The sequence below is a fragment of the Streptomyces sp. NPDC002032 genome, assembly GCF_042890765.1.
GTDB lineage: Bacteria > Actinomycetota > Actinomycetes > Streptomycetales > Streptomycetaceae > Streptomyces.
In genome coordinates this window covers 263,262-289,227 of the sequence record NZ_JBIASM010000001.1, presented here as the reverse complement: position 1 = coordinate 289,227, position 25,966 = coordinate 263,262, and the positions used below count along the sequence as shown (strand labels likewise).

The following is a 25,966-nucleotide window of genomic DNA, read 5'->3' as shown; positions in this document are numbered from 1 at the left end:
GTGTGGTCCTCCAGCGGGCCGGGGGCGGCCGCGTCCGGGATGGAGTGCGTGGTGAAGGCCGGGTGCGACGGTAGGAGGGGTCGATTCGGACCTGGGCGTACCGGCTCGGCTCACGTACGACGTGCCGCCGTTCCGGTCCGCGGCAGCCTGGTGTAGACGGAGGCGAACGCGGAGGCTGCCGCGTCAATGGAATAGCGCGCCCGGACCGTGGCGCGGGCACGGCGGGTCATGGCATCGACAACCGCCGGATCCAGCCCCAACAACCGCTCCAGCCCTTCGGCCAGGGTTTCCGAGGACGTGGTGTCCAGGAGGATTCCGTTGACCGCGTCCTCCACGTAGTGCGGAATGCCGCCTCGACCGGTGCCCGCGACGGGCAGGCCCGCGTCCATGGCCTCCAGCACGGCAATGCCGAACTCCTCCTTCGCGCTGGGGCAGACGTAATGAGCCCGACCGGTGTTCCCCGGGCCCGCCAACGCCCGCTCCAGGCACCGGACCGCGTCGTTGGGCATCGCCGGCACCAGTGCCAGGCGTGCGGCGGCATCCGGATGCTCGCCGATCAGATCGGCGATGGCCGAACGCACCGCCCGCTCCCCCGGGTCCCTCCCCTCCGCCCGGGCGGACCCGCCCACCACGACGAGCGACGAGCGCAGGTGCAGGCCGGATTCGAGCCACGCGCGGACCAGGACGTGCTGCTGCTTGAGAGGGTGCAGGCGTCCCACGGTGAGCAGAAGGGGCATACCGCGCGCGGCCGGGTCGACCGCCGACGGGAGTCCGGCGGCGAAGAGGCCCTCCAGCAGTCTCTTCCGTCGCGCCGGTTCGTCGGCGGACGACCGGTAGGCGGTGATCCCCTCCTGAGGTGCGCTGGGGCCTTCCCCACCCCTGACCGCGGCGAGCTGCGGGAAGTAGCGGATCAACTCGTCCGTGCCGCCCCGGCCGGGGATACCGACCACGTCATCGGCACGGTCGACGAGTCTGTCCGCCGCGAAGACGCGGTGCAGGTCTTGGCGCAGCTCCTCCGCTTCGGTCTCGTTGGCCGCCGCGCGTCCGGCGTGCCGTTCGCTGACGCGGCGGTGTGGATCGGGTGTCGCGGTGAAGATCAGACGTGCGCCCAGTTGCCGGGCGGCTTCGGCCACCGCGAGGGACCCTTCGTCCGCGTACCTGACGTGGACGAGGTCCGGTCGTCGGCCCAACCCCTCGAGAACCCTTTTCGTCCACCAGGTCAGGGCAGTACCGGCGGGAATCCCGGCGGTGGCGTTGTCGTGGGGGGCGGTCGGCAGGGTGAGCGTCCAGTGCCCGGCTCCCCGGCCGCGCAAGAGGTCGGGCTCCTCACCCAGTTCCCGCGCGTCCTTCGTCACCAGAGTGATCACCGCATCGATACCCCGCGTGCGCGCGAGTGCGTCGCCCAGGCCGGCGAGCAGGACTCCCAGACCTCCGCTGCTCCCCTCCCCCGGGCTGTCCAACTCGCCGAGCAGCATCGACTGGACCACCAGCAGGCCGTCGCCGTTCGGAAGGGCGAAGGGGGATTCAAACAATCGGCCGCCGCCGGCGGCCGCGAGCAGCAGGCGTTCGTAGGCGTCGTCGCCCGTCTCGGGCGGCGGAAGAATATGGCGCAGGTCGGTGCGGCCCGCGATGTGGCGCCACAGGGCGAGTCTGGCCTGCCTGGTGTCGAGGGGCTTCCTGCGGGCCATATCAGCCCATTGGAGCGGGTCCAGCACGTGCAGGCGCCCAGCGGTGGCCAGGTCGATCAGGTGGGCCAGGGTGCCCGGGTCCGTACAGCGCAGGATCTCGTCGCGGAGTCCGCGGCGGACCCGTTCGGTGTCATGGAGGGGCAGCGACAGGGGCCAAGCCTCCGCGACCGTGCTGCGCAGGCGGTGGTCTCCGCTCAGCGAGGCGGCCAGGAGTTCTTCGGGGACGAGCGCCCTGCGGAGCCTCAGGTCACGGCGCAGTGAAGCGATTCTCTTGTCGCGGGGATCGGTCAGGGGAACGGCCGGATGCTCGTGGCGCCCCGGAAAATACTCGGCGTGCAGGAAGGACGACAAAGTGCCCGGGGCGAAGGAGATCCTTGGCGCTGTCGTGCGAGCCCAAAAGCTCTGACGGGCCGCTACGAAAGGGTCGGTCCCGTCCTGCGGGGTGTTTGCGTCCATGGGGCGCTGCTCTCGCTCGGGCAGATGGTCACCTCCCCTTCCGCCGTGCCCACGGCTTCGGATGCGGACAGATGTCCGTTCCACCATTGCCTCCGGATCCGGGGCCGCGGCCGAAGCAGACGTGACAGTCCTCTGCCGGAAGTGGGTCCCTCATGCCGCGCGTCACCGTGATAGCTCCACCGTTCCATTCGCACGCCGCTCCCTTGTCCGTGTTGGCAGGCGAGCTTCGCGCGGCGGGGTCCGACGTCACGTTCGCCTGCGCGGAGGCTTTCGCACACCTGGCCGAGACCGCGGGGGTGGAATTCACACCGCTCAGGGTGGGCCGCAACGCGAACACGGGAATCGCGCGGCACACGGCCCAGGCCGACGGTGAGGCCAGACGCCTGGAGGAGTTCCTGGAGGCGACCCGGGCCGGCGCCATCGCCGCCCTGTTGGTCCAGGCTCGGCACCGCCGGGCAGACATGCTCGCCGAACCGGAACGGGTCCTCGCGGACCTGCGGGTGCTGCATGCCCGGCGCCCGGCGGACTGGTACGTGGTGGATCAGCTGAGCTACGCCGTGACACTGGCCCTGCACTGTCTGGACCTGCCGTACGCGACCTTCTGCCCCGGCCATCCCAGCTATCTGCCCTCCGAACCGGGCGCCCTGTTCGGAGTTCCCTACGCATGGCCCCAGGCGGTCCGGCCGACCGCCGCGGACCTGCAGACGCTACGTGGAGAGGCGCAGGTGAACGACCTCTCCTTCACGGCATTGTTCGCACGGTTCATCGCCCGCCACGCTCCACACCGGCCTGTGCCCCGCCGGGCGTTCGCCCTGTGCTCTCCGCACGCCGTCGTGCTGAACTATCCCCGCTTGAACTGGCTGCCTCCACGCCCCGAAGGGCCCGCCTACGTGTTCAGCGGGCACCTCACCCCCACCGGCGCACTCGATCCGGGCCCCTTCTGGAGCTCCGAAGTGAGCCGGCTGCGCCGGGCCGGCCGGCATCTGGTGCTAGTCGCACTGGGGACGTTCCTTTCGGCCCGGAGCGACGTACTGGAGTCGGTGACACGGGGCATTCTCGCCGAGCGCCCGGATACTTCGGTGATCCTCGCAGCCGGGGACCAGGCCGGGGCACTGGCAGGTCTGGCAGGCCCCCGGGTCGCGGTGGCCGCGACCGTACCGCAGCAGGCGCTGCTCCGGCAGGTCGACGCCATGGTCCATCACGGAGGCAACAACTCCTTCACCGAATGTGTGGCGGCCGGCGTACCCGCCCTCGTGCTGCCCTTCTCCAGCGATCAGTTCTCCGTCGCCCACGACGCCGAAAGGTCCGGCGCAGGCCTCTGCCTCGACCCGCACCAGCTGGACCCCCAGAGAGCGGGCCGGGCGGTCTCAGCCCTCCTGGACATCCCCCGGCACGGCCGCCTCGAAGATCTACGCCGGAGCGTGGGTCTGCGAGGCCCACGACGAGCCGCTCGGCTATTGAGCGCGCTGATGTCCTGACCCGAGGCCTGGGAAGACGGCGGGGAGCCGGCCGGGCACGGGCCGGAACTGGCTTCCGCCGCCGACCTCTGATCGCGCGGGCGGGGTTCAAACGGTGCACGAACGCTGCAAGATGCGGCCGGGTGGCCGGCGGCGGACGCTCGAAGAGAAGGTACGACCTCGTCCGGCGAAGGAGGCACCATGAGCGCCCATCCTGTTGTGCCGCAGGAAACACCGCAGGTGGAGGGTTCCACGGCCGAAGCGCACCAGGAACGACCTGACGGCGGCATCTGGGAGCACCCGTGGTTCTTCCTGGGCCTGATCGTGGTCGGCGCCATCCTCGTGGCGGGCTTCTTCGTGGCACGGATCGCCGGGTTGTAGGACGAGAGAGGGGAACCGACGTGGACGGGGACGGCGGAGCGGCTGGATCGGCAGCGGGTACGGGCCGCGTGCTCGTCGCAGGAGCCAGCGGCGTCCTCGGCGGGCTCGCGGCTCGTGAGCTGAAGGCCCGCGGCGCCGTGGTCGCACTCGCCGGGAGGAATCCGGACCGGCTGGCCGGCGTGGCCGGCGAGCTCGGCGGGGCTCCGTTCCGGCGGCTCGACGCGTACGACCTCGACAGCTGTGGCGCCCTCGCCGCGTGGGCGGCGCGGGAACTGGGGGGTCTGGACGGTGTTCTGGTCACGGTGGGGGTGGCCGGGTTCGGCAGGGTGGAGGAGGTGCCCGACGCAGTCGTCGAGCACCTGTTCGCCATCAACGTGCTGTGTCCGGCCGCAGTACTGCGCGGCGCGGTCGCCCGCGTGGCGGACGGCGGGTTCCTCGCCGCCGTGACGGGAGCCGTCGTTGGCCAACCGATGCTGGGCACGGCCGATTACGCGGCGGCCAAAACGGCCCTGAGCTGCTGGCTCGGTGTCGTGACCCGCGAGGTGCGGGCGCGGCGGCTGAGGGTGTTCGACTTCCGTCTCCCCCACCTGGAGACGGGTTTCTCCGACCGGCCTGTGGCCGGACGGCCGCCCGCCCTCCCCCGGGGCGGCGATCCCGCCGCAGCCGTACGAGCCCTGGTCGACCAGCTCGAGGGCGCGGCTCCCCCCGCGCGGTGACTGCAAGGAGTGGCCGTGAACGCGACAGGGGCCTCGGGCCGACCCGCCGAATCCGTCTGGGACTATCCCCGGCCGCCGCGACTCGAAGCGGACGGACGTCATGTGGTCGTCGAGTTCGCCGGGGTCCGCATCGCCGACACCCGCCGCTCGGTCCGGGTGCTGGAGACCAGCCACCCCCCGGTCTTCTACATTCCACCCGGCGACACGCGCCAAGAGCTGTTCCGGCGGTCCGCTGCCCGGACCTGGTGCGAGTGGAAAGGCACAGCCACGTACTGGGACCTGTGCATCCGAGGCAGGGCCGGTGTCCCGGACGTGGCGTGGAGCTACGAGGACCCGTCCCCCGGGTTCGCCGCGATCGCCGGATTCCTGGCCTTCTACCCCTCCCGGGTCGACCGCTGCCGAGTCGGGGACGAGGAGGTGGTCGCGCAGCCGGGCGACTTCTACGGGGGCTGGATCACCTCCGGGATCAACGGGCCTTTCAAGGGCCCGCCGGGGACGCGGGGGTGGTGATGCCCGCCCACACCGCTGCCGGGGGACGGACTTGCGCATCCGCCGGCGGCACGGAAGGAGAAGAGGAGCCGGGCAGCAACGGAGCCGGGGCCGTGCGGAGAGGATGCCGGCCGCGGCGGAGGCAGGTAGCGCTGCGCGTCAGAAGCCATCGAGTACACCGGGAGCCGGCCGTGGCCCATTCCGCGACACCAGCACCGATGCCGCCCCCGGCCCGCCCGCACGGATCGAGGCGGTGGCGGGCCCTCGTGGGCTTCCTCGCCGTGAGTTACGGCGTCGCGGCACTGGGAGCCCTGGCCTCCGCCGATGCGGGTGAGGTGTACGCGGCGCTGGCCCGGCCCGCCTGGGCCCCGCCGGCCTGGCTGTTCGGGCCCGTCTGGACGGTGCTGTACGGGATGATGGCGATCGCGGCCTGGCTGGTCGAGCGCCAACCGAATCGTCTGCGCGTGCGGCGGGCCCGCATGTGGTGGTCCGTGCAGGTCACCCTCAATCTCGCCTGGACGCCGCTTTTCTTCGCGGCCCGCCGGTACGGGCTCGCCCTGCTGGACATCGTCCTGCTGCTCGCCGCGCTCGCCACCACGGTCGTCCTGTTCCGACGGCTGAGCCGCACCGCCGCGCTCCTGCTCGTCCCGTACCTGTTGTGGGTGTGCTTCGCGACCGTCCTCAACGCGGCGATCTGGCAGCTGAACCCGTGAAGACCGACGAGCAACCCCTGTCCCCTCCGGTGGTCGGCATGAGTACGGGAGCCGTGGCGCAGCGTCTCGGAGTGGCGGCGGGAACGCTGCGTTCGTGGGAGCGGCGTTATGCGATCGGGCCCGCCGTCCACATCGCGGGCACGCATCGGCGATGGATGCCGCAGGACATCGCGCGTCTGGAGGAGATGTGCCGTCTGACCGCACAGGGGGTACCGCCGGCGGAGGCCGCGCGAGCCGCCTGGGCGAAGGCCGCAAGAAGGTTCGAGGAGGGGGCGGAGGAGGACGCGCCCGCAACCGGGGGGCGGGCTCCTGGAGGACCCGCGGCGCTGCCACTGGGGCCGGTCCGGGCCGAATGCCGCGGCCTCGCCCGGGCAGCGGTGAGACTTGACGGGGACGCGGTGGAGGCCCTCCTGGACCGGGCGATCGAGGACCACGGCTGTGTGGCGGCGTGGGAGGAGATCATCGCCCCGGCACTGCACGCGGCCGGCCGCAAGTGGGCCTCCGCCGGCGAACGGTACATCGAGGTCGAGCACCTGCTGTCGTGGCTCGTCTCCTCAACGCTGCGGCGCCGGTACGAGCCTCGGCTGCCCACCCGCGAGGGGGTCCGGCCGATCGTACTGGCCTGCGCGCCGGAGGAACTCCACAGCCTTCCGCTGGAAGCTCTGTGGGCGGCCCTCGTTGAGCGCGGGCTGCCGGTGAAGATGTTCGGTCCGGCCTTTCCGGCGGAAGCCTTGGTCGAGGCGGTACGGCGGGTCGGCCCTTCGCTGGTAGTGGTGTGGGCCCAGGCCCGTCCCGCTGCCGCGACGGAACTGGTGGACGCGGTCGAGGGAGTGAGGTGGGGGGTCAGGGGGGCGAGGTCCCGTTCCACGCTTCTGATGGCCGGGCCCGGCTGGAGCTCCGTCCCCCAAGCCGGCAGCAGGCTTCTGACGGGCCTGCGTTCGGGCCTCGCCCTGATCGAACAGCGTCTCGCAGACTGAGCCGTCACGACCCTGTCCCGACGAAGCACCTGGGTCGGCCCCGAGGTGCCGGAACCCCCGATCGAGGCGTTGCGGGATCTTGAGGGGGTGATCATGACACCCCGCACCAGGCAACCCTTTCCATTCGCCGCGAGGGCAGGCAGGCTGGCCGTACGAAACCGTCGACGGAGGGTCAAATGTGGAGACCGGCACGCTGCTCGCCGTCAGTGACCTGCACATCGCCTACGAGGAAAACCGCGCGCTCGTCGAGTCGCTACGGCCCCGGTCGGAGGGCGACTGGCTGATCGTCGCGGGCGATGTCGCGGAGAAGTACGCGGACGTCGCCTGGGCACTGACGCTTCTCAGCAGCCGGTTCGAGAAGGTGATCTGGGCGCCGGGCAACCACGAGCTGTGGACTCATCCCGAGGACCCGGTCGATCTGCGCGGCGAGGAACGCTACCTGCACCTCGTGGAGCTCTGTCGCGGACTGGGCATCTCCACACCCGAGGACCCGTACCCGGTGTGGCACGGGGAGGGCGGCCCGGCGACGGTGGCTCCGCTCTTCCTGCTGTACGACTACTCGTTCCGGGTTCCGGGTGCCCGTACCAAGGAAGAGTCGCTGCGGCTGGCCCACGACGCCGGGATCGTCTGCACCGACGAGTTCCATCTGCACCCCGACCCCTATCCGACGCGGGACGACTGGTGCCGCGCCCGGGTGGCGGCGACGGAGCGGCGGTTGGCCGCGCTCGACCCCTCCGTGCGGACGGTCCTCGTCAACCACTTCCCGTTGACCCGCCTCCCCACCCGCGTCCTGCGCTATCCGCTCTTCGCGCAGTGGTGCGGTACCGAGTTGACCGCCGACTGGCACGTACGTTTCCGGGCCGCCGCCGTCGTGTACGGGCATCTGCACATTCCCCGGGTCACCTCGGAGGACGGGGTCCGCTTCGAGGAGGTCTCCGTCGGCTATCCCCGGGAGTGGCGGCCCAGACCACCGCGCGGTCCGCTGCGCCGCATCCTTCCGCAGCCGCAGCAGGGGACGGAGCCGAGGACGACGGGGAACCCGTGATCGAGGAAATCCTTCCCGCCGGAGTCGTCTCGGCGGAGGCCTTCGACGACCGGGTACTCGAACAACTGGGGCCGGGTGCGGGGCTGTTCCCGGAGGAGGCGAAAGTGGTGGCCCTGGCCACACCCCTGCGGCAGCAGCAGTTCGCGACCGTACGCGTATGCGCCCGACGCGCCCTGTCCCGGCTGGGCGTGCCCGCCGTGCCGGTGGTGCCCAACAGGCGCGGGGCTCCTCAGTGGCCGGACGGCATCCTCGGCAGCATGACGCACTGTGACGGGTACCGGGCGGCGGCCGTGGCCAGATCCACCGACACCTTCGCCATCGGCATCGACGCGGAGCCGCACCGACCGCTGCCGGCGGGGGTCCTCCCGTCCATCTCGCTGCCGCGGGAACGGCAATGGATACGCGAGCTGGGGGCCCGTGAGCCCGGGGTGGTCTGGGAGCGGCTCCTCTTCAGCGCCAAGGAAAGCGTGTTCAAGGCCTGGTATCCGCTGACCGGGCTGGAGTTGGAGTTCGAGGAGGCAGAAATCACGATGGACCCCGAAAAGGGCGCCTTCTCCGCACGGCTGGTCCCCGCCGGGCCCGTGGTGGGCGGGCGGAAATTGAGGGGCTTTTCAGGACGCTGGCTGGTCCGCAACGGCCTCATCGTGACCGCCGTCACACTGCCGAAAATTTAGGCGCGATTGGCGCCGCACGGGGCACAGGGAAAGAGTCCAAGGTCACGTTGACAGCGACGAGCCGGAACTCTACGCTCGCATTCAAGCAACGGAAGATCAAGTCGCTCTGAGCATATTACGCCGCCTTGACAGACTTCGTCAGCTGCGGCACCCCATGCGGACTGGGCCGACTTTCCCTACCCTCATTACTCCAGCCACTTACGGAAATGTGGTCGCATGAAGGGCATAGTTCTGGCCGGAGGCACCGGCACCCGATTATATCCATTAACACACGCCGTCTCGAAGCAAATGCTTCCGGTGTACAACAAGCCGTTGATCTATTACCCACTCTCGGTACTGATGCTGGGGAAGATCCGGGACATCCTGATCATCTCCTCGCCCCAGTACTTAGGCGCCTTCCGGGAACTGCTGGGAGACGGCAGCCAGCTCGGGATCAATATCGAGTACGCCGAGCAGGCGGAGCCGAACGGCATTGCCGAGGCCTTTCTCATCGGAGCCGATTTCATCGGATCCGATCCCGTGACGCTCGTACTGGGCGACAACATCTACCACGGCCCCGGGTTCGGCAGACTGCTCCAGGCGGAGATGCAGAATCTCGACGGCTGTGTGCTGTTCGGCTATTCGGTCCGTGACCCCGAGCGCTACGGCATCGGCGAGGTGGATGCCGACGGGCAGCTGATCTCCCTCCAGGAGAAGCCGGCCGCACCCAGGTCCGACCTGGCCATCACGGGTCTGTACGTGTACGACAACGACGTGGTCGACGTGGCCAAGAACGTGCGTCCCTCGCCCCGCGGCGAGTTGGAGATCACCGATGTGAACCGCGCCTACCTGGAGCAGGGCAGGGCCAGGATGGTCAACCTCGGGCGCGGATTCGCCTGGCTGGACACCGGCACCCACGACTCGCTGCTCCAGGCCTCCCAGTTCGTCCAGACGCTGGAACAGCGCCAGGGAGTCCGGATCGCGTGCCTGGAGGAGATCGCCTTCCGCATGGGCTTCATCGACGCCGCGGCGTGTCACGAACTCGGCAGTCAGCTGGCGAAGACGGACTACGGGACATATCTGATGGAGATTTCCCGCCCCAACTGATTTCTCATCCCCCCTCCTGACTCCATACCGAGAGGTGGCCCATGCGCATACTTGTCACCGGGGGTGCCGGGTTCATCGGCTCCCACTTCGTCCGGCAGACCGTGCAGAATAATTACCCGGAGCTGGCCGGATCCGAGGTGACGGTGGTCGACAAACTGACCTACGCGGGAAGAAGAGAAAACCTCGCACCGGTGTCCGCGAGCCCTCGCCTGCGTTTCGTCGAAGGCGATATCTGCGACACGCGGCTGATGTCGGAAACGATGCGGGGCATGGATCTCGTCGTGCATTTCGCCGCCGAGTCCCATGTCGACCGTTCCATAGCCGAGGCCGGGGAATTCGTACGGACCAATGTGCTGGGGACGCAGGCGCTGCTGAGCGCCGCATCAGACACCGGGGTCGGTAAATTCGTCCATGTGTCGACCGATGAGGTGTACGGCTCCCTGGGCGCCGACGAAAAGCCGTGGACGGAAGAGGAGCCCCTCGCCCCGAATTCTCCCTATGCCGCGTCGAAAGCGTCCGCCGACCTCATGGTGCTCGCCTTCCACCGCACCCACGGGCTGCCAGTGTGCCTCACTCGGGGATCCAATACCTACGGCCCGTACCAGTACCCGGAAAAGATTGTTCCGCTGTTCGTTTCCCGTCTGCTCTCCGGCCGGAAGGTTCCGCTCTACGGGGACGGTGAGAACATTCGTGACTGGCTGCATGTCGACGACCACTGCCGGGGCATTGCACTGGTGGCCGCGGGCGGAAAGTCCGGGGAAATCTACAACGTCGGCGGCGGCACGGAACTGACCAACCTCGCGCTGACCGAGCGGCTGCTCGAACTGCTCGGCGCGGGCGGCTCGATGGTGGAACGGGTGGCTGACCGCAAGGGTCACGACCGGCGGTACGCGATGGACATCTCCAAGATCTCGGACACCCTGGGCTACCGGCCCGCGGTGGCGTTCGACGAGGGCCTCGCGGCGACGGTCGACTGGTACCGCCGCCACCACGGCCTCTGGCAGAACGCCGCGTAGTCCCGCCCCGCTTCACGAAGAGGGGACCGGCCCACAGCCGTCAAGGCTGTGGCCCGGCCCCCTCTTTCCTTTCAGCTCGACACTGCGACGCGTGCGCCGGACCGGGACCCAGAGACCTCCACCAGGCGGTCGCACGAGAGGAGTTCGCCTCCGATGCCCGTCAGGAGCCAGCACGTGCGGTCCTGGGAGAGCCCGGTGAACAGCGCGGCCAGCTGGGGGTCGGCCTCGAACGGGTCCGTACCGGCCGTCGCGTCCACCACCACCAGGGAAGGCTCGCCGGCCAGGGCACGCAACAGCGCCAGCCGCCAGCGGTCCTCCGAGGAGAGCGGCTCGGTCAGCGACTCGGAGGCGATGTCCTGCTCGGCCACCGCGGCGCGCAGCCGGTTCAGCCCGTCCTGGACACCGGGCCGGTCCGCCAGCCGGTCGGGGAAGGAGTCGAGCAGCCGGCTCGCCTCCTCCCGCGTGTGCCCCGGGTCCTGCGGGCAGACCCGGGCGATGTGCCGCTCCACGACGGACGGGGCGAGGGCGGTCACGTCCACCCCGCCGATGCGCACCTGCCCGGACGTGGGCGTGACGTCGCCGGTCAGCAGGTCGCCGAGCAGGAGCCGGGTGCCGTCGGGGGTTCCGACGAGCGCCGTGGTCGTACCGCCCGGGATCTCGAACGAGACCGTGTCGAGCACGGTCGTGCCCTCCACCCGCAGGCTGACGCCGTCGAAGACGAGGTCGGTGCCGACGGGCCAGTCGGCGCCCGGCCGGACCTCCTGCGACTGCCCGGTGTCCAGCAACTTGCCTATGGTGGCCAGCACTTCCCGTGCGTTCATGACGGTGCTGGTCAGCAGGACGGCTTCCATCATGGGCCGGTACGTGAGGACCGACAGCACGATCAGCGCGACGCCCCTGGTCCCCGAGAGCCCGTCGCCGGAGACGGCCGCCGCGCAGGCGCCGACAGCGGCGCACGCGGCGAGTTCGGCCGCCCGCCACAGCAACACCTCGCCGGTGGCGCTCGGCAGGAAGCCGCCGGGGCGTCCCGCGCCCTGCTGCTCGTAACTCCTGCGGAGCCACTCCGCCCCGTCGGACTCCTCGCTGCGGGACAGCAGCCGGGCCACGAGCAGGGAGCACAGCGCCAGCACGATCAGCCCCGCCGCCAGCGTCAGAGCGATCTTCAGGTTGACGAAGGCGGTGATGGCGATCACGGTCAGCGGGGTGGCGGCCGCGGCCACCATCGGCCGCATGACATGTGCGGGAAGCCCCATCAGGACCACGACCGCGGTGCCGTCGAGCGCGGCCAGCCGGTCGGAACGGCTCACTCCCAGTTCACGGTTGGGCAGCTTCGCCGTGTGCTCGGCGACCTCCCGGTGGAGGGTGGTCACCAGTTCGGCGCCCAGCTCGTTGCCGAGGGGGACGCTGCGGTAGTGCAGTACGGCGTACACCAGGCCGACGATCGCGAGAGCGGCGATCCAGGCCCAGGGCGCCTGCGCACCGGGGGTGAGCAGGTCCTCCGTGATGGGCACCACGAAGGTGAAGGCGACACCCTGGATGACGGCGCCCAGGAGCAGGAACAGGCACAGCGACGTCAGTCCCCGTTTCCCGGAGACCTGAAGGAAACGAGCGAGCACGGTCCTCATCGGGGCACCTCCTGGAACGCGGGGGACCCTGCGGACCCGGTGGACAGGGCCACGGGGTCCGCAGCACGGCGCGGCTCCCCGACGTCGAGGAACCCGGCGTACGGGCTGCCGGGACCGGTCAGCTCCTCGTGGGTGCCCGCTGCCACCACCTTCCCGGCTTCGGTCACCACGAGCGCGCCGTCGACGACCGCGGGCGGGCCGGTGGCGACGACCACCACGGCCGCCCGGCCGCGCAGTTCGGCGACCGCTGTCCGGACGGTGTCCGGGGAGCCGGGGAAGGCCCGCTCGTCGAGCAGGACGACCTCGCGGTCCCCGGCGAGCAGCCGGGCGAGCGCGAGCCGCTGGAGCTCGGGGTAGGACTGCGGCGCCTCGGAGCCCACGATCGTGTCGTAGCCCCGGGGCAGCGCGGCGATCGTGTCGTGGCAGCCGGCGGTGCGCGCGGCGCGTTCGGCCTCCGCGGTGCTGCCGTCCGTGCGGTCGGCGGTGATGTACGCGCCGATGGGGCCGATCACGACGGCCGGGTCGGCCTCCACCGCGGCGAGCCGCTCCGCGGGGGTGTCGGCGAGCAGCCGGTCGATGACCGAGTCCGCGCCCGCGTCGGTGGTGGCAACGACGGTCAGCACCCCGCGCTCGGGTAGCTCCAAGGCGGGGCCGGGGCCCGGGACCGGCCCGGCCTCCGGTGCCACACCGGCTGCGGTGCCGGATGCTCCCGCGCCGGCCGCGGCGGCGGACGTGGCCGCCTCGGCCACGGAGCCCGCCGGGGCCGCCGCGGGCGGCGGCACGCTCCCGGACGCGAACCGGCCCAGGCGTGCCGCAGCCTTCTTTCCCTCCCCCACTTCTTCGACGAAGTAGGTGATGGCCAGCAGAGGGGCGGCCAGTCCCGCGCCGACCAGCAGGAACGGGATCAGGTCGGCGGGGGCCAGCCACTCCGAGCGGGTCAGCAGGGCTCCCCCGCACAGGACGAAGACGAGCACGGTCAGGGGCGAGAAGGCGATCTCGGCCAGCGCCCGGCCGCCCAGCAGCGAGCCGATGCGGATCCGGAAGAACTCGCTGAACTCATCGGTGACATCGGCCAGTCGGGCGGCGGAGTGCCGGGTCGCGGCGGCGGTGCGGGCCCGCGTGCCGGCCGGGTTGATGCGGCGCGGCAGGCCCACGGTGGGGCGTACCGCGTCGATGCCGCTGATGCTCGCCGCGTAGTCGCTCGCCATCTCGCGGAAGAAGCGCGCGGAGATGAAGCCGAAGACGGCGAAGCCGATCAGGATCGGAGCCAGGGTGATGAGTGCCATCAACCAGTCGATCCAGAACAGGTAGCCGATCGACAGGACGAACACCAGGCACGCCGACAGGAGTTCCGATTGGGCCCGGCCCACCATGACGCCCGTGGAGACGATGTCACGGCCCAGCGTGGTGCCGTGCTCCTTCCAGGCTGCGTGCAGCGGCCGGGCCGCGCGGGCGCCGCGCAGCCTGCCGGTGACCGCGAGGAGCAGCGTGTCCCGGGTGCGTGCCCCCGCTTCCTTGCTCAGGACACGGCCCACCAGCTGGGCCGCGAACCCGACGACCGCCGCGGCGGCGACCGCGAGGACGAGCCGGCCGATCCTGCCGCCGTCGGGGTCGCCGTCGAGGAGTTCCCTGCACACCTCGATGACGGCGAGGACGGGGCCGACCGTGGCCACCGCCCCGGCCGCTTCCAGGACGAGCGCCGTACGGGCGCGCCAGACGGTTCCGGTGGGTGCGCTCATCGCTTGGTGACCAGGTAATCGCCGAGGACCAGGTAGTCGATGTCGGTGCCGAGGAAGCACTCGACGGCGTCCTTCGGGGAGTTGACGACCGGCTCGCCCGCGACGTTGAAGGAGGTGTTGACCAGGCACGGCACATCGGTGCGCGCGGTGAAGGCGCGCAGCAGAGCGGCCAGCCGGGGATTGCTGTCGTCCGTCACGGTCTGGATGCGCGAGGTGGCGTCGACGTGCGTGGCGGCCGCGATGGTCTGCGTGTACTCGGGCTTCACCGGGAACACGAAGGTCATGTACGGCGAGCGCTCCTTCTTGCCCATCTCGAAGACCTTCGGCGCGTTCTCCTCCAGGACGATCGGGGCGAAGGGGCGGAACGGCTCGCGGTGCTTGACCCGGGTGTTGATGATGTCCTTCATGTCCGCGTGGGACGGGTTGGCCAGGATGGAGCGGTTGCCGAGTGCGCGCGGGCCGTACTCGGTGCGGCCCTGGAACCAGCCGATGACGGTCTTGCCGCTGAGCAGTTCGGCGGTCTTCTCGACGATCGCGCCGTCGGTGTGCTCCTCCCAGGTGACGCGGTCGGTATAGGCGTCCAGAGTGGCGAGGACCTCCTCGGCGGTGTACTCGGGGCCGAGGTAGGGCGTCTTCACGGGCACGAGCGGGACGTTCTGCTCGCGGACGACGTGGGCGGCCGCGCCGATGGAGATGCCCGGGTCGCTGGCACCGAAACTGACGTCGGCGCGCTCGAACGGCAGGTCCTCCAGGAGCTTGGTGTTGTTGACGCAGTTGAGCGCCACACCGCCCTCGTAGATGAGGTTGCGCAGGTCGGTGACGTCGGCGAGGGCGCGGAGCTGGTGCGCGGTGACCACTTCGAGGGCCTGCTGGGCGGCGCTCGCGACCCGGACCTGGAACTCGAACTCACCGCGGTTGTCGTCGTTGCCGCCGAAGATCTCGTCGAAGAGGGCGAGGTAGGCGCGGGGGCCACGCGGGTCGTTGGCCAGGGCCAGTGAGTAGCGCCCGGGGCCGTCGAGGGTGACGACGTGGTTCAGGATCGGGTTGTCCTCCCGCGCCGGCGGCTCGCCGAATCCGCCGAGGCCCATGACCTTGTACTCGTCGTTGTTCGGGGTGAAACCGAGGTATCGGGTGATCTCGGCGAAGAGCTGGGCGATCGAGTTCTGGGAGTCGATCGTGAACTGCTCGAAAACCTTGACCTCGCCGTCGCGGACCTCGCCCATGATGGCGCTGTCCGCCTCGCCCTGGCCGTCGCTGATGAGGAAGGCGGCGTCGTCGAAGCCGGCGAAGGCGCGGCCGCAGTCGAGGTGTGCGCGGTGGTGCGGGACGGTGATGAGCTTGTCCTCGGTCAGCTCGAACCCGGTGTTGCGGGCGAAGTCCTGGAGGATCGCGGTCTTGCCGAGCATGCCGGTGTAGAGCTCGCCGAAGTCGGAGATGGCCTGGAACTTGTACTCGGGAGGAATCGGCGCACCGGCGATCTTGGATATGGCGGTGTCGGCGAACTCCGGGGTGAACCGCCAGCCGAAGGCGTAGTAGTCGACGTCGGCGAAGTCGAGTCCCGCCTGGTCCAGGACCCAGCGCATGGCGTTGATCGGGAAGGCGGTGGTCTTCTTCTGGCGGTTCATGCGCTCTTCCTCGACGGCGGCGACCAGCTTGCCGTCGATGAACAGGGACGCGGCCGCATCGTGGCCGAGGAAGCTGTGCCGGTCGACGCTGTCCTGCGTATAGCCGAAGAGCTTGCCGAAGAGCTCGGCGGCGCGGGAGAAACCGTTGTAGCCAAGAACTATCACTGCGCTGTCTCCTCTGGAACACGGATCTCTGTGAACCGCGTTGGTCATGGGGTGGCCGATAGGTGCGGCCGAGGGGTATGGCCGGTGGGAGGGGCGGGGCAGAGCTGCGCTCTGCCCCGCGGTGGTTCAGATGTCCCGTTCCGCGAGCCATCCACGGATCGCGGCGGTGGTCGTGGCGATGTGCTCCTCCATGAGCGTGAAGTGGTCGCCCGGTGTGGTGACGAGCGTGTGCGGAAGGGACCAGGCGGCCCGCCAGTTGTCGTCGTCGAAGCCGTCAGCCTGGTGCGGCAGGGGCTTCTCGGCGCCCACGAAGAGGGTCGGAGCCTTGGTTTCGGTGAGCTCGCACTCGTCCATCAGCGTGTGGTAGTGCCCCATCGCGCTGAGGCGTACGCCGCTCAACGCGCCGCTGCCGAAAAGGTGTTCGCGGGCGAAGAGGCCCTCCAGCATGGCGCGGCTCAGCTCGGCTGAGAACTGCGTACCGGCTTGGAAGGTGTCCAGGACGACGGTACCCGAGGGGGCGAGCCCCTCCCGCTCGGCCTGCGCGGCCAGGGCGTGGCCGATCAGGCCGCCCGCGGAGTGCCCGAGGAGTACGAAGGGCCGCGAGCCCACGGCCGAGCGCAGCGCCTCGACCTGGAGGGCGAGGTACGCCTCGAACGACTCCGGCAGCAACTCCCCTTCCCTGAAGCCCGGGTTGACCAGCACCATCACATCGCGTTCGCCCTGGATCTGCTGGGCGAGCCCGACGTACTGGAGCGGTCCCGCGGTCGCCGTGATGGCCGGGACGCAGACGAGAGCCGCACGGCCCTCGTCGCCCCTGGCGAGACGGACGGGCTCCTGTAGGTGCTCCGCCGCGCTCTCGTGGCCGAAGACGGCCCGCAGCCGGCCCGCGGCCCGGATGAGGTCCATGCCGGCCGAGCCCGCCCGGCCGAGGGCGTGGGACTGCCGGTAGAGGGCCTCCAGGCTGTCGGACGGCGAGGCGGGGGCGGTCGTGCCGGTGATGCCCGCGTCGCCCGGCTCCGGCGCGGTGCCGATGAGGTCGACGAGGTGCGCGGCGAGGAGTGCCGTGGTCGGGTGCTCGAAGAGCGTGGCCGCGGCGAGCTCCACGCGCAGGAGCGAGCCGAGCCTGGTGCGTATGTCGATGCCCGCCATCGAGTCGACGCCCATGTCGAGGAACTCGGCGTCCACGTGGATGACTTCGGCGTCGCCGTGCCCGAGGACCGCGGCGAGCTCCGTACGGATGAGGTCCTCGACGAGCCGGGCCCGCTGGTCGGGCTCGGCGGCGAAGATTCGGGCGACGGCGCCCTGCCCCGACCGCGCGGGGCGGGCGGCGGGCTGCCGGGCGGCCTCCCGCGGGGTGGGGGCCTCGGCGTCCCGGGCGCGCCGGAAGCCGGCGGTGGGCACCGCCCGAAGCGTCAGTTCGCGGGCCTCGGCGACCGGCCGCCCCGTGGTGTCGGCCAGGTGCAGGGCCAGCGCGCCGTCGCCCGCGTCGGACAGCCGTACGAGCAGGCTCGTGGTACCGGTGGCGTCGAAGACCCGTACCCCACCCCAGGCGGCGGACAGCCACACCTGCGTGCCGTCCGCATCCGCGTCCGTGTTCGTGTCCATCGGCCGCTCGGCGGTGCGCGCGTGCAGCGCGGCGTCGAGCAGGGCCGGGTGCAGGCCGCCGAAGCCGTGCCCCGCGGCGAAGGCCTCGTCGGGCAGCGCCACCTCCGCGAGGATGTCGGCGCCGCTGCGCCAGGCGGAGCGCAGACCGCGGAAGGCGGGTCCGTGGACGTGGCCCCGTTCCTCCAACGCGGCGTAGAGGACGGCGGGTTCGAGGGTCCGGGCGCCGGGCGGCGGCCAGGCACCGGACAGTGCGCGGAACTCCGAGGTGTCCACGGGGCCCGGCAGGACCGGCGCGACGACGGCGCGGGCGTGGCGCGTCCACTCCCCCGTCGCCTCGCCGGTCGCGGGTTCGGGCCTGGAGTGCACGGTCAGGGCGCGCAGACCCGCCTCGTCCGCCGCACCGACCTGGACCTGGACGTGCACGGCGGCGTCCGGATCCAGGACGAGCGGTGCTTCCAGGGCGAGTTCGGCCACCTGGGCGCAGCCGAGCCTGTCTCCCGCGTACAGCGCCCAGTCGAGCAGGACGCTGCCGGGTAGCACGACGGTGTCAGCGATCGTGTGGTCGGCGAGCCAGGGGTGGGTGGCCGGCGCGAGCCTTCCGGTGAGCAGGGCCGTGTCGCTCTCCGCGGGCTCGACCACGCCGGCGAGGAGCGGGTGGCCGGCGGCGGTGAGCCCCACGGTTCCCGCGTCGCCCGCGGGCGGGGCGATGTCCAGCCAGTAGCGGTGGTTCTGGAAGGCGTACGTGGGTACGTCGGCGGGGCGCGCCGACGAGTCCAGCAGGGCCGCCCAGTCGATGGTGCCGCCGCGCGCCCACAGTGCCGCGGCGGTCGCCAGCAGTGCGGTGCGCGCCGCCTGGCCCTGCCGCAGGGCGGCGGTGACCAGGACGTCGGGGCCTTCGGCCGCCGTGGCCTCCTCGACGGCGGTGGTCGTCTCCGAGGAGACGAGGGTGCCCAGCTCGACGATGGCCTCGACGCCGTCGCCGAGGAGCGCCTTCACGGCGGCGTCAGGGCCGGCCGGCTCGCGCAGGGTGCGGTACCAGTGCTCGGCGTCCAGGTCGCCGGCGGCGAGGCGTGCCCCGGTGACGGCCGAGTACATCCGTACGCGTCCGTCGCCCGCGGTGACCCGGGCCGCCAGAGCCCTCATCTGCTCGTTCTCGTTCTCGTGCTTGTGCTCGGCGAGCAGGCGTCCCTGTCCGGCGGCGAGCAGCGCGCCGTCAGTGAGGGACAGGACGCCGGCGGCGCAGGCGGCGGCGATCTCGCCGCCGCCGAAGCCGACGACGGCGACCGGGGTGATGCCGACGGCCGACCACATCGCGGCGAGCGAGACCGTGGCCGCCCACAGGGCGGGGCGGGCGACGGCCGGGTCGGCGAGCCTGCCGGGTTCGTCGCGCAGGACGTCGAGGAGGGCGAAGCCGGCGTGCGGGGCAAGGGCGGCGGCGCACTCGGCCATGGCGGCGGCGAACACCGGCGAGTTGTCCAGGAGTTCGCGTGCCGCGTCGGCCAGCCCTTCGGCCCGGTCGGGGAAGACGAACGCGGTCTTCAGCGATGTACGGGCCATGCCGCGCGCGGCGCCGTCACCGGGAACGGCCCCGGCGGCGAGGGTGTCGAGGGCGGTGGTGAAGCCGGTGGCGTCCTCGGCGAGGACGACAGCACGGTACTCGAAGGCGGTACGGGCCGTGGCCAGCGCGACCGCCGTCCCCGCCAGATCCACATCCCCCGCCACGGCATGCTCCCGCAACCGCGCCGCCTGGGACCGCAACGCCACCGGCGACTTGGCCGACAGCACCCACGGCAGCACACCCACGGCCTCCCGCCCGGCCGAGCCCCCGTCCTCGGCCACGACCGCGGAAACCTCCCGCGGGGCCTCCTCCAGGATGACGTGGGCGTTCGTCCCACTGATCCCGAAGGAGGACACCCCCGCACGCCGCACACCCTGCCCGGGCCACGCAACCTTCTCCGTCGCCAGCTCCACCGCACCCGAAGCCCAGTCGACATGACTGCTCGGCTCATCCACATGCAGCGTCGGCGGCACCACCCCGTGCCGCATCGCCAGCACCATCTTGATGACACCCGCCACACCAGCCGCAGCCTGGGTGTGACCGATGTTCGACTTCACCGAGCCGAGCAGCAACGGCTGCTTGCCGGCCCGCTCCTGCCCGTACGTGGCGAGCAACGCCTGCGCCTCGATCGGGTCACCCAAGGACGTACCCGTACCGTGCGCCTCCACCACATCGACATCGGCGGCATCCACACCCGCGATCGCCAACGCCTCGCGTATCACGCGCTGTTGCGAAGGGCCGTTCGGCGCCGTCATACCGTTCGACGCGCCGTCCTGATTGACCGCGGTGCCCCGCACCACGGCAAGAACACGGTGCCCGTTACGACGGGCATCGGAAAGACGCTCCACCAGAAGCATCCCCGCACCCTCGCCCCACGCAGTGCCGTCCGCACCCTCGGCGAACGCCTTGCACCGGCCGTCGACGGCAAGACCACCCTGCTTGCCGAACTCCGCGAACACGGTGGGGGTCGACATCACGGCCACGCCGCCCGCGAGCGCCAGGTCGCACACGCCGCTGCGCAGCGCGGACACGGCCATGTCCAGGGCGACGAGGGACGAGGAGCACGCGGTGTCGATCGTCACGGCGGGGCCTTCGAAGCCGAAGGTGTAGGCGATGCGGCCGGAGGCGACGCTGCCCGCAGTGCCGTTGCTGAGATACCCGGCGATCTCCTCGGGTATCTCCTGGAGGCGTGCCACGTAGTCGTGGTGCATCAGGCCCGCGTACACGCCGGTCCTGCTGCGCCGCAGGCTCGTCGGGTCGATGCCCGCGCGCTCGATGGCCTCCCAGGAGGTTTCGAGGAGCAGCCGGTGCTGCGGGTCCATCGTGGTGGCTTCGCGCGGCGAGACGCCGAAGAATCCCGCGTCGAACTCGGCCGCGTCGTAAAGGAATCCGCTCTCCCGGACATATGTCGATCCGGTGCGGCCGGGCTCGGGGCTGTAAAGCCGCTGGAGGTCCCAGCCGCGGTCGGCGGGGAAGCCGCCGATGCCCTCGCGGCCGTCCACGACCAGGTCCCACAGCTCTTCGGGCGTGCCGACGCCGCCGGGGTAGCGGCAGGCCATGCCGACGATCGCGATGGGGTCGTCGTCGGTGGTCCGCACCTCGACGACGCGTGCGCAGCGCTCCGCGGGCTCCGCGAGGGTCTCGCCCAGGAAGCCGGCGAGCGCCTCGGGACTCGGGTAGTCGAAGACGAGGGTGGTGGGCAGCTGCACCTTGGTGAACTCGGCCAGGAGGTTGCGGAGTTCGACGGCGGTCAGCGAGTCGAAGCCGAGCTCGTTGAACGACCGGTCGGGCGCGATGCCCTCGGCCGTGGTGTGGCCGAGGACGGTGGCGACGTACTCGCACACCAGGTCCACGAGGGCGGCGGAGCGCTCGGCCGCCGACAGGCCGAGCAGCCTCTCGTGCCATGCCGAGGAGGCGGCCGCAGGGGCATCGGAGGCACGGCGTGGGGCGGACCTGACCAGGGAGCGCAGCAGCGCGGGCGGGTCGGCCTGGCCGCGCAGGTCCAGGCGTACGGGAACCACGACCGGCTCTTCGAGCCGCACCGATGCGTCGAACAGGGCGAGACCCTCGTCGGCGCTCATGGCGCGCAGGCCGCCCCGGTTGAGCCTGCCCATGTCGGTGTCGGTGAGCGTCCCCGTCATGGTGCTGAGATCGGCCCACAGGCCCCACGCGAGCGAGTGCGCGGGCAGCCCCGCCGCGCGGCGGTGCCGGGCGAGCGCGTCCAGGAAGGCGTTGGCGGCCGCGTAGTTGGCCTGGCCCGGGGATCCGAAGACGCCGGCGGCCGAGGAGAACAGGACGAACAGGTCGAGGTTCCGCTCCCGGGTGAGCTCGTGCAGGTACCACGCGGCATCCGCCTTGGGCCGCAGTACGGTGTCCAGACGCTCGGCGGTCTGCGCGGTGACCATGCCGTCGTCGAGGACGCCCGCAGCGTGCACCACGCCGCGCAACTCGGGCAGGGACGAGACGAGTTCGGCCAGCGCGGACCGCTGCGAGACGTCGCAGGCGACGAGGCGCACCTCGGCGCCCGCCGCGCGCAGCTCCTCGGCGAGTTCGGTGGCTCCCGGCGCGTCGGCGCCGCGCCGCCCGGTGAGCACCAGGTCGCGGACGCCGTGGGCGGTGACCAGGTGGCGGGCCACGGCGGACCCGATGACGCCGGTGCCGCCGGTGACCAGGACGGTGCCCTGCCCGGTGTAAGCGGCGGGAGCGTCGGCGCCGGTGGCGGTGCGCACCAGCCGCCGTACGAAGACGCCTGCGCCGCGCACGGCGATCTCGGTCTCCTGGTCGGCGAGCGCGGCGCGCACAGCGGGCCAGGGGACGTCGGCGGGCCCGGTGCCGGGGGCCAGGTCGAGCAGTGCGAACCGCTCCGGGTGCTCGGAGCACGCCGAGCGCACCAGGCCGTGCACCGCGGCCTGGACCGGGTCCGCGCCCTCTCCGGGATGCACTTCGACGGCGCCCCGGGTCAGGACGGTCAGCCGCCGGGCCGGGGCGATGCCGTCGTGCGCGAGCCAGGCACGGATGCGGGCCAGGGCGTGGCCCACGTGGGCCCGTACCCCTTCGGGGGTGTCGGTGTCGCCGCCTTCCGCGCAGTCCAGGAGCACGGTGTCGGCGGCCGTCAGCTCTTCGAGACCGGTGTCCGGCCCCCAGACCTGCGGAGCCGCTGCCCCGGCGGCGTCCTGTGGCCCCGCCTTGCGGGGGTGCCAGGCCTCGGTGAACAGGGACTCCGCGAGCAGGGCGGCCCTCGGGCTCATGGGGGTCGCCGAGACGGGCCGCAGCACGAGTTCGTCGATGCCGGCGACGGGGGCGCCGGTGCCGTCGGCGATCCGTACGCGGACGGCGGCGGTGCCCACGGTCGTCAGACAGACGCGGACGGTGCGGGCGCCGCTCGCCCACAGCCGTACGCCGCACCAGGAGAACGGCACCCGCGAGGTGTTCTCGGCGCCGTCGGCCGCGCCGCCGAGGCCGATGACGTGCAGGGCGGCGTCCAGCAGGGCCGGGTGGACGCCGAATGCCGCGACGTCGTCCGCCGCGGCCTCGGGCAGCTCCACGTCGGCGAAGAGGTCGGTGCCGCGCCGCCAGGCCCTGCGCAGCCCCTGGAAGGTGGGGCCGTAGGCGTAGCCCTGTTCGGCGAGGGCGGGGTAGAAGTCCTCGATCCCGACCGGGGCCGCACCGCGGGGCGGCCACACCGCGCCGCTGACCGCGCCGAAGTCGTCGGCGTTCGGGTCCTGGTCCAGGGGGGCGACCACGCCCTGGGCGTGCCGGACCCATCCGGTCTCCACGCCGCTCGTCCCGTCGTCGGACGGTTCGAGGCGCGAGTGCACGACGACGTGGCGGTGACCCTCGTCGTCGGCGGGGCCCACGCCGACCTGGATCTGCACGGCGTCCTCGGGGGTGAGGACGAGCGGGGTCTCCAGGGTGAGGTCGCGGATCAGGCCGCAGCCCACGTTCTGGGCCGCGCGCAGGGCGAGTTCGACGAAGGCGGTGCCCGGCAGGAGCACGGCGCCCATGACGGCGTGGTCGGCGAGCCAGGGGTGGGTGGTGAGCGAGAGGCGGCCGGTCAGCACGGAGCCGCCGGCGGAGCTGCCGTCGGCGACGCTGACGGCGGCTCCCAGCAGCGGGTGGTCGAGTCCGGCGAGTCCGGCGCCGCTCACATCGCCCGCGCGGTGCGGCGAGACGCGGGGCCAGAAGCGCTGCCGTTCGAAGGGGTACGTGGGCAGGTCCTGGCCTGCGGGTACGGCGGGCAGCAGCGCGCGCCAGTCCACGTCGGCGCCACCGGCCCACAGGGCGCCGACCGCCCTCAGCAGGGACGCGACCAGGGGCCGTTCGCGGTGGGCGACTGAGGTGACGGTGGCGGTGTGGTCCGCGGAGAGGCTCTCCTCCAGCGGCCGGGAGAGCACGGTGTGCGGGCCGATCTCCAGGAAGGCGTCCACGCGCGGCTCCGCGGCGCGCACGGCGTCCTCGAAGCGGACGGCCTCGCGGGCGTGCCGCACCCAGTAGTCCGGTGAGGTGATGTCGTCCGCCGCGAACTCGCCGGTGACGGTGGAGACCATCGGGAGAGCCGGGCGGGAGAAGGTGAGGCGCGCGAGCACGGAGCGGAACGCGTCGAGCATCGGCTCCATGAGCGGCGAGTGGAAGGCGTGGCTGACCTGGAGCCTGCGATGCCGCCGTCCGGCCCGGGAGGCGGCCTCGGCCACCTGGTCGACGGCGTCCGCCGCACCGGACACGACGACGGCGGAGGGGCTGTTGACCGCGGCGATCGTCACCTGCCGCCGGTGCTGCTCGGGCAGGGCGCGCAGCCATGCGTCGGCCTGTGCCCGGGTGGCGTCGAGGGCCAGCATGGCGCCGCCGTGCGGGAGTTGCTGCATGAGGTCGCCGCGGGCCACGGCCAGCGTGACCGCGTCCTGAAGGGAGAGCACTCCGGCCACATGGGCGGCGGCGATCTCACCGATGGAGTGACCGAGGACGACGTCCGGGCGTACGCCCCACGCCTCCAGGGTGCGGAACAGCGCGACCTCGACGGCGAAGAGGGCGATCTGGGTGTAGCGCGTCCGATGGATCAGGTCCGCGTGGTCCGCGGGGCGGCCCGCGGAGCCGGCGAGCACCACAGCCGCGAGCGGTACGTCGAGCTGCGGGTCGGCGGCTTCGCAGACGGCGTCGAACGCCGCTGCGAACACGGGGAGCTGCTCGTACCACTGTGCCCCCATGCCCGCCCACTGCGCGCCCTGTCCCGCGAAGACGAAGGCCGTCTTGGCGCCGGGCCGCGCCGTGCCACGGACGAGGTGGCGGCCCGCGGCGCCCCCGGCGGCGAGGGTGTCGAGGGCGGTGGTGAAGCCGGTGGCGTCCTCGGCGAGGACGACAGCACGGTACTCGAAGGCGGTACGGGCCGTGGCCAGCGCGACCGCCGTCCCCGCCAGATCCGCATCCCGCGCCACGGCGTGCTGCCGCAACCGCGCCGCCTGGGACCGCAACGCCACCGGCGACTTGGCCGACAGCACCCACGGCAGCACACCCACGGCCTCCCGCCCGGCCGAGCCCCCCTCCTCGGCCACGTCCACGGAAACTTCCCGCGGAGCCTCCTCCAGGATGACGTGGGCGTTCGTCCCACTGATCCCGAAGGAGGACACCCCCGCACGCCGCACACCCTGCCCGGGCCACGCCAACCGCTCGGTCGCCAGCTCCACTGCACCCGAAGCCCAGTCGACATGACTGCTCGGCTCATCCACATGCAGCGTCGGCGGCACCACCCCGTGCCGCATCGCCAGCACCATCTTGATGACACCCGCCACACCAGCCGCAGCCTGGGTGTGACCGATGTTCGACTTCACCGAGCCCAGCAGCAACGGCTGCTTGCCGGCCCGCTCCTGCCCGTACGTGGCGAGCAACGCCTGCGCCTCGATCGGGTCACCCAAGGACGTACCCGTACCGTGCGCCTCCACCACGTCCACGTCGGACGCGGCAAGACCCGCGTTGGCGAGCGCCTGCCGGATGACCCGCTGCTGCGAGGGGCCGTTCGGCGCGGTCAGGCCGTTCGACGCGCCGTCCTGATTGACCGCGGTGCCCCGCACCACGGCAAGAACACGGTGCCCGTTACGGCGGGCATCGGAAAGACGCTCCACCAGGAGCATCCCCGCGCCCTCGCCCCACGCGGTGCCGTCCGCACCCTCGGCGAAGGCCTTGCACCGGGCGTCGACGGCAAGACCACCCTGCTTGCCGAACTCCGCGAACACACCGGGGGTGGACATCACGGTGATGCCGCCGACCAAGGCCAGCGGGCAGTCGCCGGCGCGCAGCGCGCGGGCCGCGAGGTGCAGCGCCACGAGGGAGGCCGAACAGGCGGTGTCGACCGTCACGGCAGGGCCCTCGAAGCCGAGGGTGTAGGCGATGCGGCCGGAGACGACGCTGGGGGCGTTGCCGGTCAGGAGGTGACCGAGGGACTCGTGTCCCGCCTGGTTGAGCATGCCGGGGTAGTCGGCTCCGTTGACGCCGATGAACACGCCGGCGTTGCTGCCGTGCATGCCGGTGACGTCGATGCCCGCGCGTTCGAAGGTCTCCCAGGACGTCTCCAGGAGCAGCCGCTGCTGCGGGTCCATCTCCAGGGCTTCGCGGGGGGAGATGCCGAAGAAGGAGGCGTCGAATGCGGTGGCCGTGTCGAGGAAGCCGCCCTGCGGACGGGTCCCGCCCTCGAACTGCTGCCAGCCGCGGTCGTCGGGGAAGTCGCTCATGGCGTCGACACCGTCGTGCAGCAGGTCCCAGAACTCCTCGGGTGTACCGGCCCCGCCCGGGAACCGGCAGCCCATGCCGACGATCGCAATGGGCTCGCGCTCGGCCTCCTCCAGGTCTCGGACTCGGCCCCGGGTGCGCTTCAGGTCCGCCGTCACCCGCTTCAGGTACTCGACGATCTGCTCTTTCTCAGCCATGTCCGAAACCCCTCGTCGTGCAGAACGTGCTTAAGGG

Annotated in this window: 15 protein-coding genes; 10 read left to right on the top strand and 5 right to left on the bottom strand. The window is 71.7% G+C overall.

Annotated elements, in window-relative coordinates; all coding sequences use genetic code 11:
* Positions 1 to 110: 110 nt before the first annotated feature.
* A complete protein-coding gene (locus ACFYYT_RS01045; RefSeq protein ID WP_351821836.1) occupies positions 111 to 2,144 on the bottom strand; it encodes a glycosyltransferase family 4 protein in 2,034 nt (677 codons plus the stop codon).
* 152 nt (positions 2,145 to 2,296) lie between these two features.
* Between ACFYYT_RS01045 and ACFYYT_RS01040 the strand changes: the two genes are divergently transcribed.
* The 10 genes from ACFYYT_RS01040 (at position 2,297) to rfbB (ending at position 10,698) form a co-directional block, all read left to right on the top strand.
* The gene (locus ACFYYT_RS01040; protein ID WP_351821839.1) at positions 2,297 to 3,622 is read left to right on the top strand and encodes a glycosyltransferase; all 1,326 of its coding nucleotides are present in this window, start codon (positions 2,297 to 2,299) and stop codon (positions 3,620 to 3,622) included.
* A gap of 105 nt (positions 3,623 to 3,727) precedes the next feature.
* On the top strand, positions 3,728 to 3,982 hold the full coding sequence (locus ACFYYT_RS01035) for a DUF6480 family protein (protein WP_351821888.1): 255 nt from the start codon (positions 3,728 to 3,730) through the stop codon (positions 3,980 to 3,982).
* 68 nt (positions 3,983 to 4,050) lie between these two features.
* Positions 4,051 to 4,698, top strand: coding sequence for an SDR family oxidoreductase (locus ACFYYT_RS01030; RefSeq protein ID WP_351821841.1), 648 nt, complete (start codon positions 4,051 to 4,053; stop codon positions 4,696 to 4,698).
* 15 nt (positions 4,699 to 4,713) lie between these two features.
* The gene (locus ACFYYT_RS01025) at positions 4,714 to 5,208 is read left to right on the top strand and encodes a DUF427 domain-containing protein (RefSeq protein ID WP_351821844.1); all 495 of its coding nucleotides are present in this window, start codon (positions 4,714 to 4,716) and stop codon (positions 5,206 to 5,208) included.
* Between the two features lie 170 nt (positions 5,209 to 5,378).
* On the top strand, positions 5,379 to 5,900 hold the full coding sequence (locus tag ACFYYT_RS01020) for a TspO/MBR family protein (RefSeq protein WP_351821846.1): 522 nt from the start codon (positions 5,379 to 5,381) through the stop codon (positions 5,898 to 5,900).
* A complete protein-coding gene (locus ACFYYT_RS01015) occupies positions 5,897 to 6,877 on the top strand; it encodes a MerR family transcriptional regulator (protein ID WP_351821849.1) in 981 nt (326 codons plus the stop codon). The genes ACFYYT_RS01020 and ACFYYT_RS01015 overlap by 4 nt, the downstream gene beginning before the upstream one ends.
* Before the next feature lie 178 nt (positions 6,878 to 7,055).
* On the top strand, positions 7,056 to 7,922 hold the full coding sequence (locus tag ACFYYT_RS01010; protein ID WP_351821852.1) for a metallophosphoesterase: 867 nt from the start codon (positions 7,056 to 7,058) through the stop codon (positions 7,920 to 7,922).
* Positions 7,919 to 8,596, top strand: a complete 678-nt coding sequence (locus ACFYYT_RS01005) for a 4'-phosphopantetheinyl transferase superfamily protein (RefSeq protein ID WP_351821855.1) — start codon at positions 7,919 to 7,921, stop codon at positions 8,594 to 8,596. Before ACFYYT_RS01010 ends, ACFYYT_RS01005 begins: the two co-directional genes overlap by 4 nt.
* Before the next feature lie 216 nt (positions 8,597 to 8,812).
* Positions 8,813 to 9,682 carry a glucose-1-phosphate thymidylyltransferase RfbA gene (rfbA, locus tag ACFYYT_RS01000; RefSeq protein ID WP_351821858.1) on the top strand — a complete coding sequence of 290 codons (870 nt, stop codon included), beginning with the start codon at positions 8,813 to 8,815 and terminating at the stop codon, positions 9,680 to 9,682.
* A gap of 41 nt (positions 9,683 to 9,723) precedes the next feature.
* The gene (rfbB, locus tag ACFYYT_RS00995; RefSeq protein ID WP_351821861.1) at positions 9,724 to 10,698 is read left to right on the top strand and encodes a dTDP-glucose 4,6-dehydratase; all 975 of its coding nucleotides are present in this window, start codon (positions 9,724 to 9,726) and stop codon (positions 10,696 to 10,698) included.
* A 71-nt stretch (positions 10,699 to 10,769) separates the two neighbouring features.
* On the opposite strand, the gene ACFYYT_RS00990 is transcribed toward rfbB, so the two are convergent.
* The 4 genes from ACFYYT_RS00990 to ACFYYT_RS00975 all read right to left on the bottom strand — a co-directional run bounded on the left by ACFYYT_RS00990 (position 10,770) and on the right by ACFYYT_RS00975 (position 25,929).
* Complete coding sequence (locus ACFYYT_RS00990; RefSeq protein WP_351821864.1) at positions 10,770 to 12,323, bottom strand: ATP-binding cassette domain-containing protein; 1,554 nt, start codon at positions 12,321 to 12,323, stop codon at positions 10,770 to 10,772.
* Positions 12,320 to 14,062 (bottom strand): hypothetical protein, encoded by a 1,743-nt coding sequence (locus ACFYYT_RS00985; RefSeq protein WP_351821867.1) that lies wholly within the window; start codon positions 14,060 to 14,062, stop codon positions 12,320 to 12,322. The genes ACFYYT_RS00990 and ACFYYT_RS00985 overlap by 4 nt, the downstream gene beginning before the upstream one ends.
* Positions 14,059 to 15,852: a carbamoyltransferase C-terminal domain-containing protein gene (locus tag ACFYYT_RS00980; protein ID WP_351821870.1), complete on the bottom strand. Its 1,794-nt coding sequence runs from the start codon at positions 15,850 to 15,852 to the stop codon at positions 14,059 to 14,061. Before ACFYYT_RS00980 ends, ACFYYT_RS00985 begins: the two co-directional genes overlap by 4 nt.
* Before the next feature lie 126 nt (positions 15,853 to 15,978).
* Complete coding sequence (locus tag ACFYYT_RS00975) at positions 15,979 to 25,929, bottom strand: SDR family NAD(P)-dependent oxidoreductase (protein ID WP_351821873.1); 9,951 nt, start codon at positions 25,927 to 25,929, stop codon at positions 15,979 to 15,981.
* Positions 25,930 to 25,966: the final 37 nt, after the last annotated feature.

Excerpts from the sequence above, each read along its gene's own strand:
- ACFYYT_RS01040 (WP_351821839.1), top strand. The coding sequence starts at position 2,297 with ATGCCGCGCGTCACCGTGATAGCTCCACCGTTCCATTCGCACGCCGCT.
- ACFYYT_RS00975 (WP_351821873.1), bottom strand. The coding sequence starts at position 25,929 with ATGGCTGAGAAAGAGCAGATCGTCGAGTACCTGAAGCGGGTGACGGCG.
- rfbA (WP_351821858.1), top strand. The coding sequence starts at position 8,813 with ATGAAGGGCATAGTTCTGGCCGGAGGCACCGGCACCCGATTATATCCA.
- ACFYYT_RS00990 (WP_351821864.1), bottom strand. The coding sequence starts at position 12,323 with ATGAGGACCGTGCTCGCTCGTTTCCTTCAGGTCTCCGGGAAACGGGGA.
- ACFYYT_RS01045 (WP_351821836.1), bottom strand. The coding sequence starts at position 2,144 with ATGGACGCAAACACCCCGCAGGACGGGACCGACCCTTTCGTAGCGGCC.
- ACFYYT_RS00985 (WP_351821867.1), bottom strand. The coding sequence starts at position 14,062 with ATGAGCGCACCCACCGGAACCGTCTGGCGCGCCCGTACGGCGCTCGTC.
- rfbB (WP_351821861.1), top strand. The coding sequence starts at position 9,724 with ATGCGCATACTTGTCACCGGGGGTGCCGGGTTCATCGGCTCCCACTTC.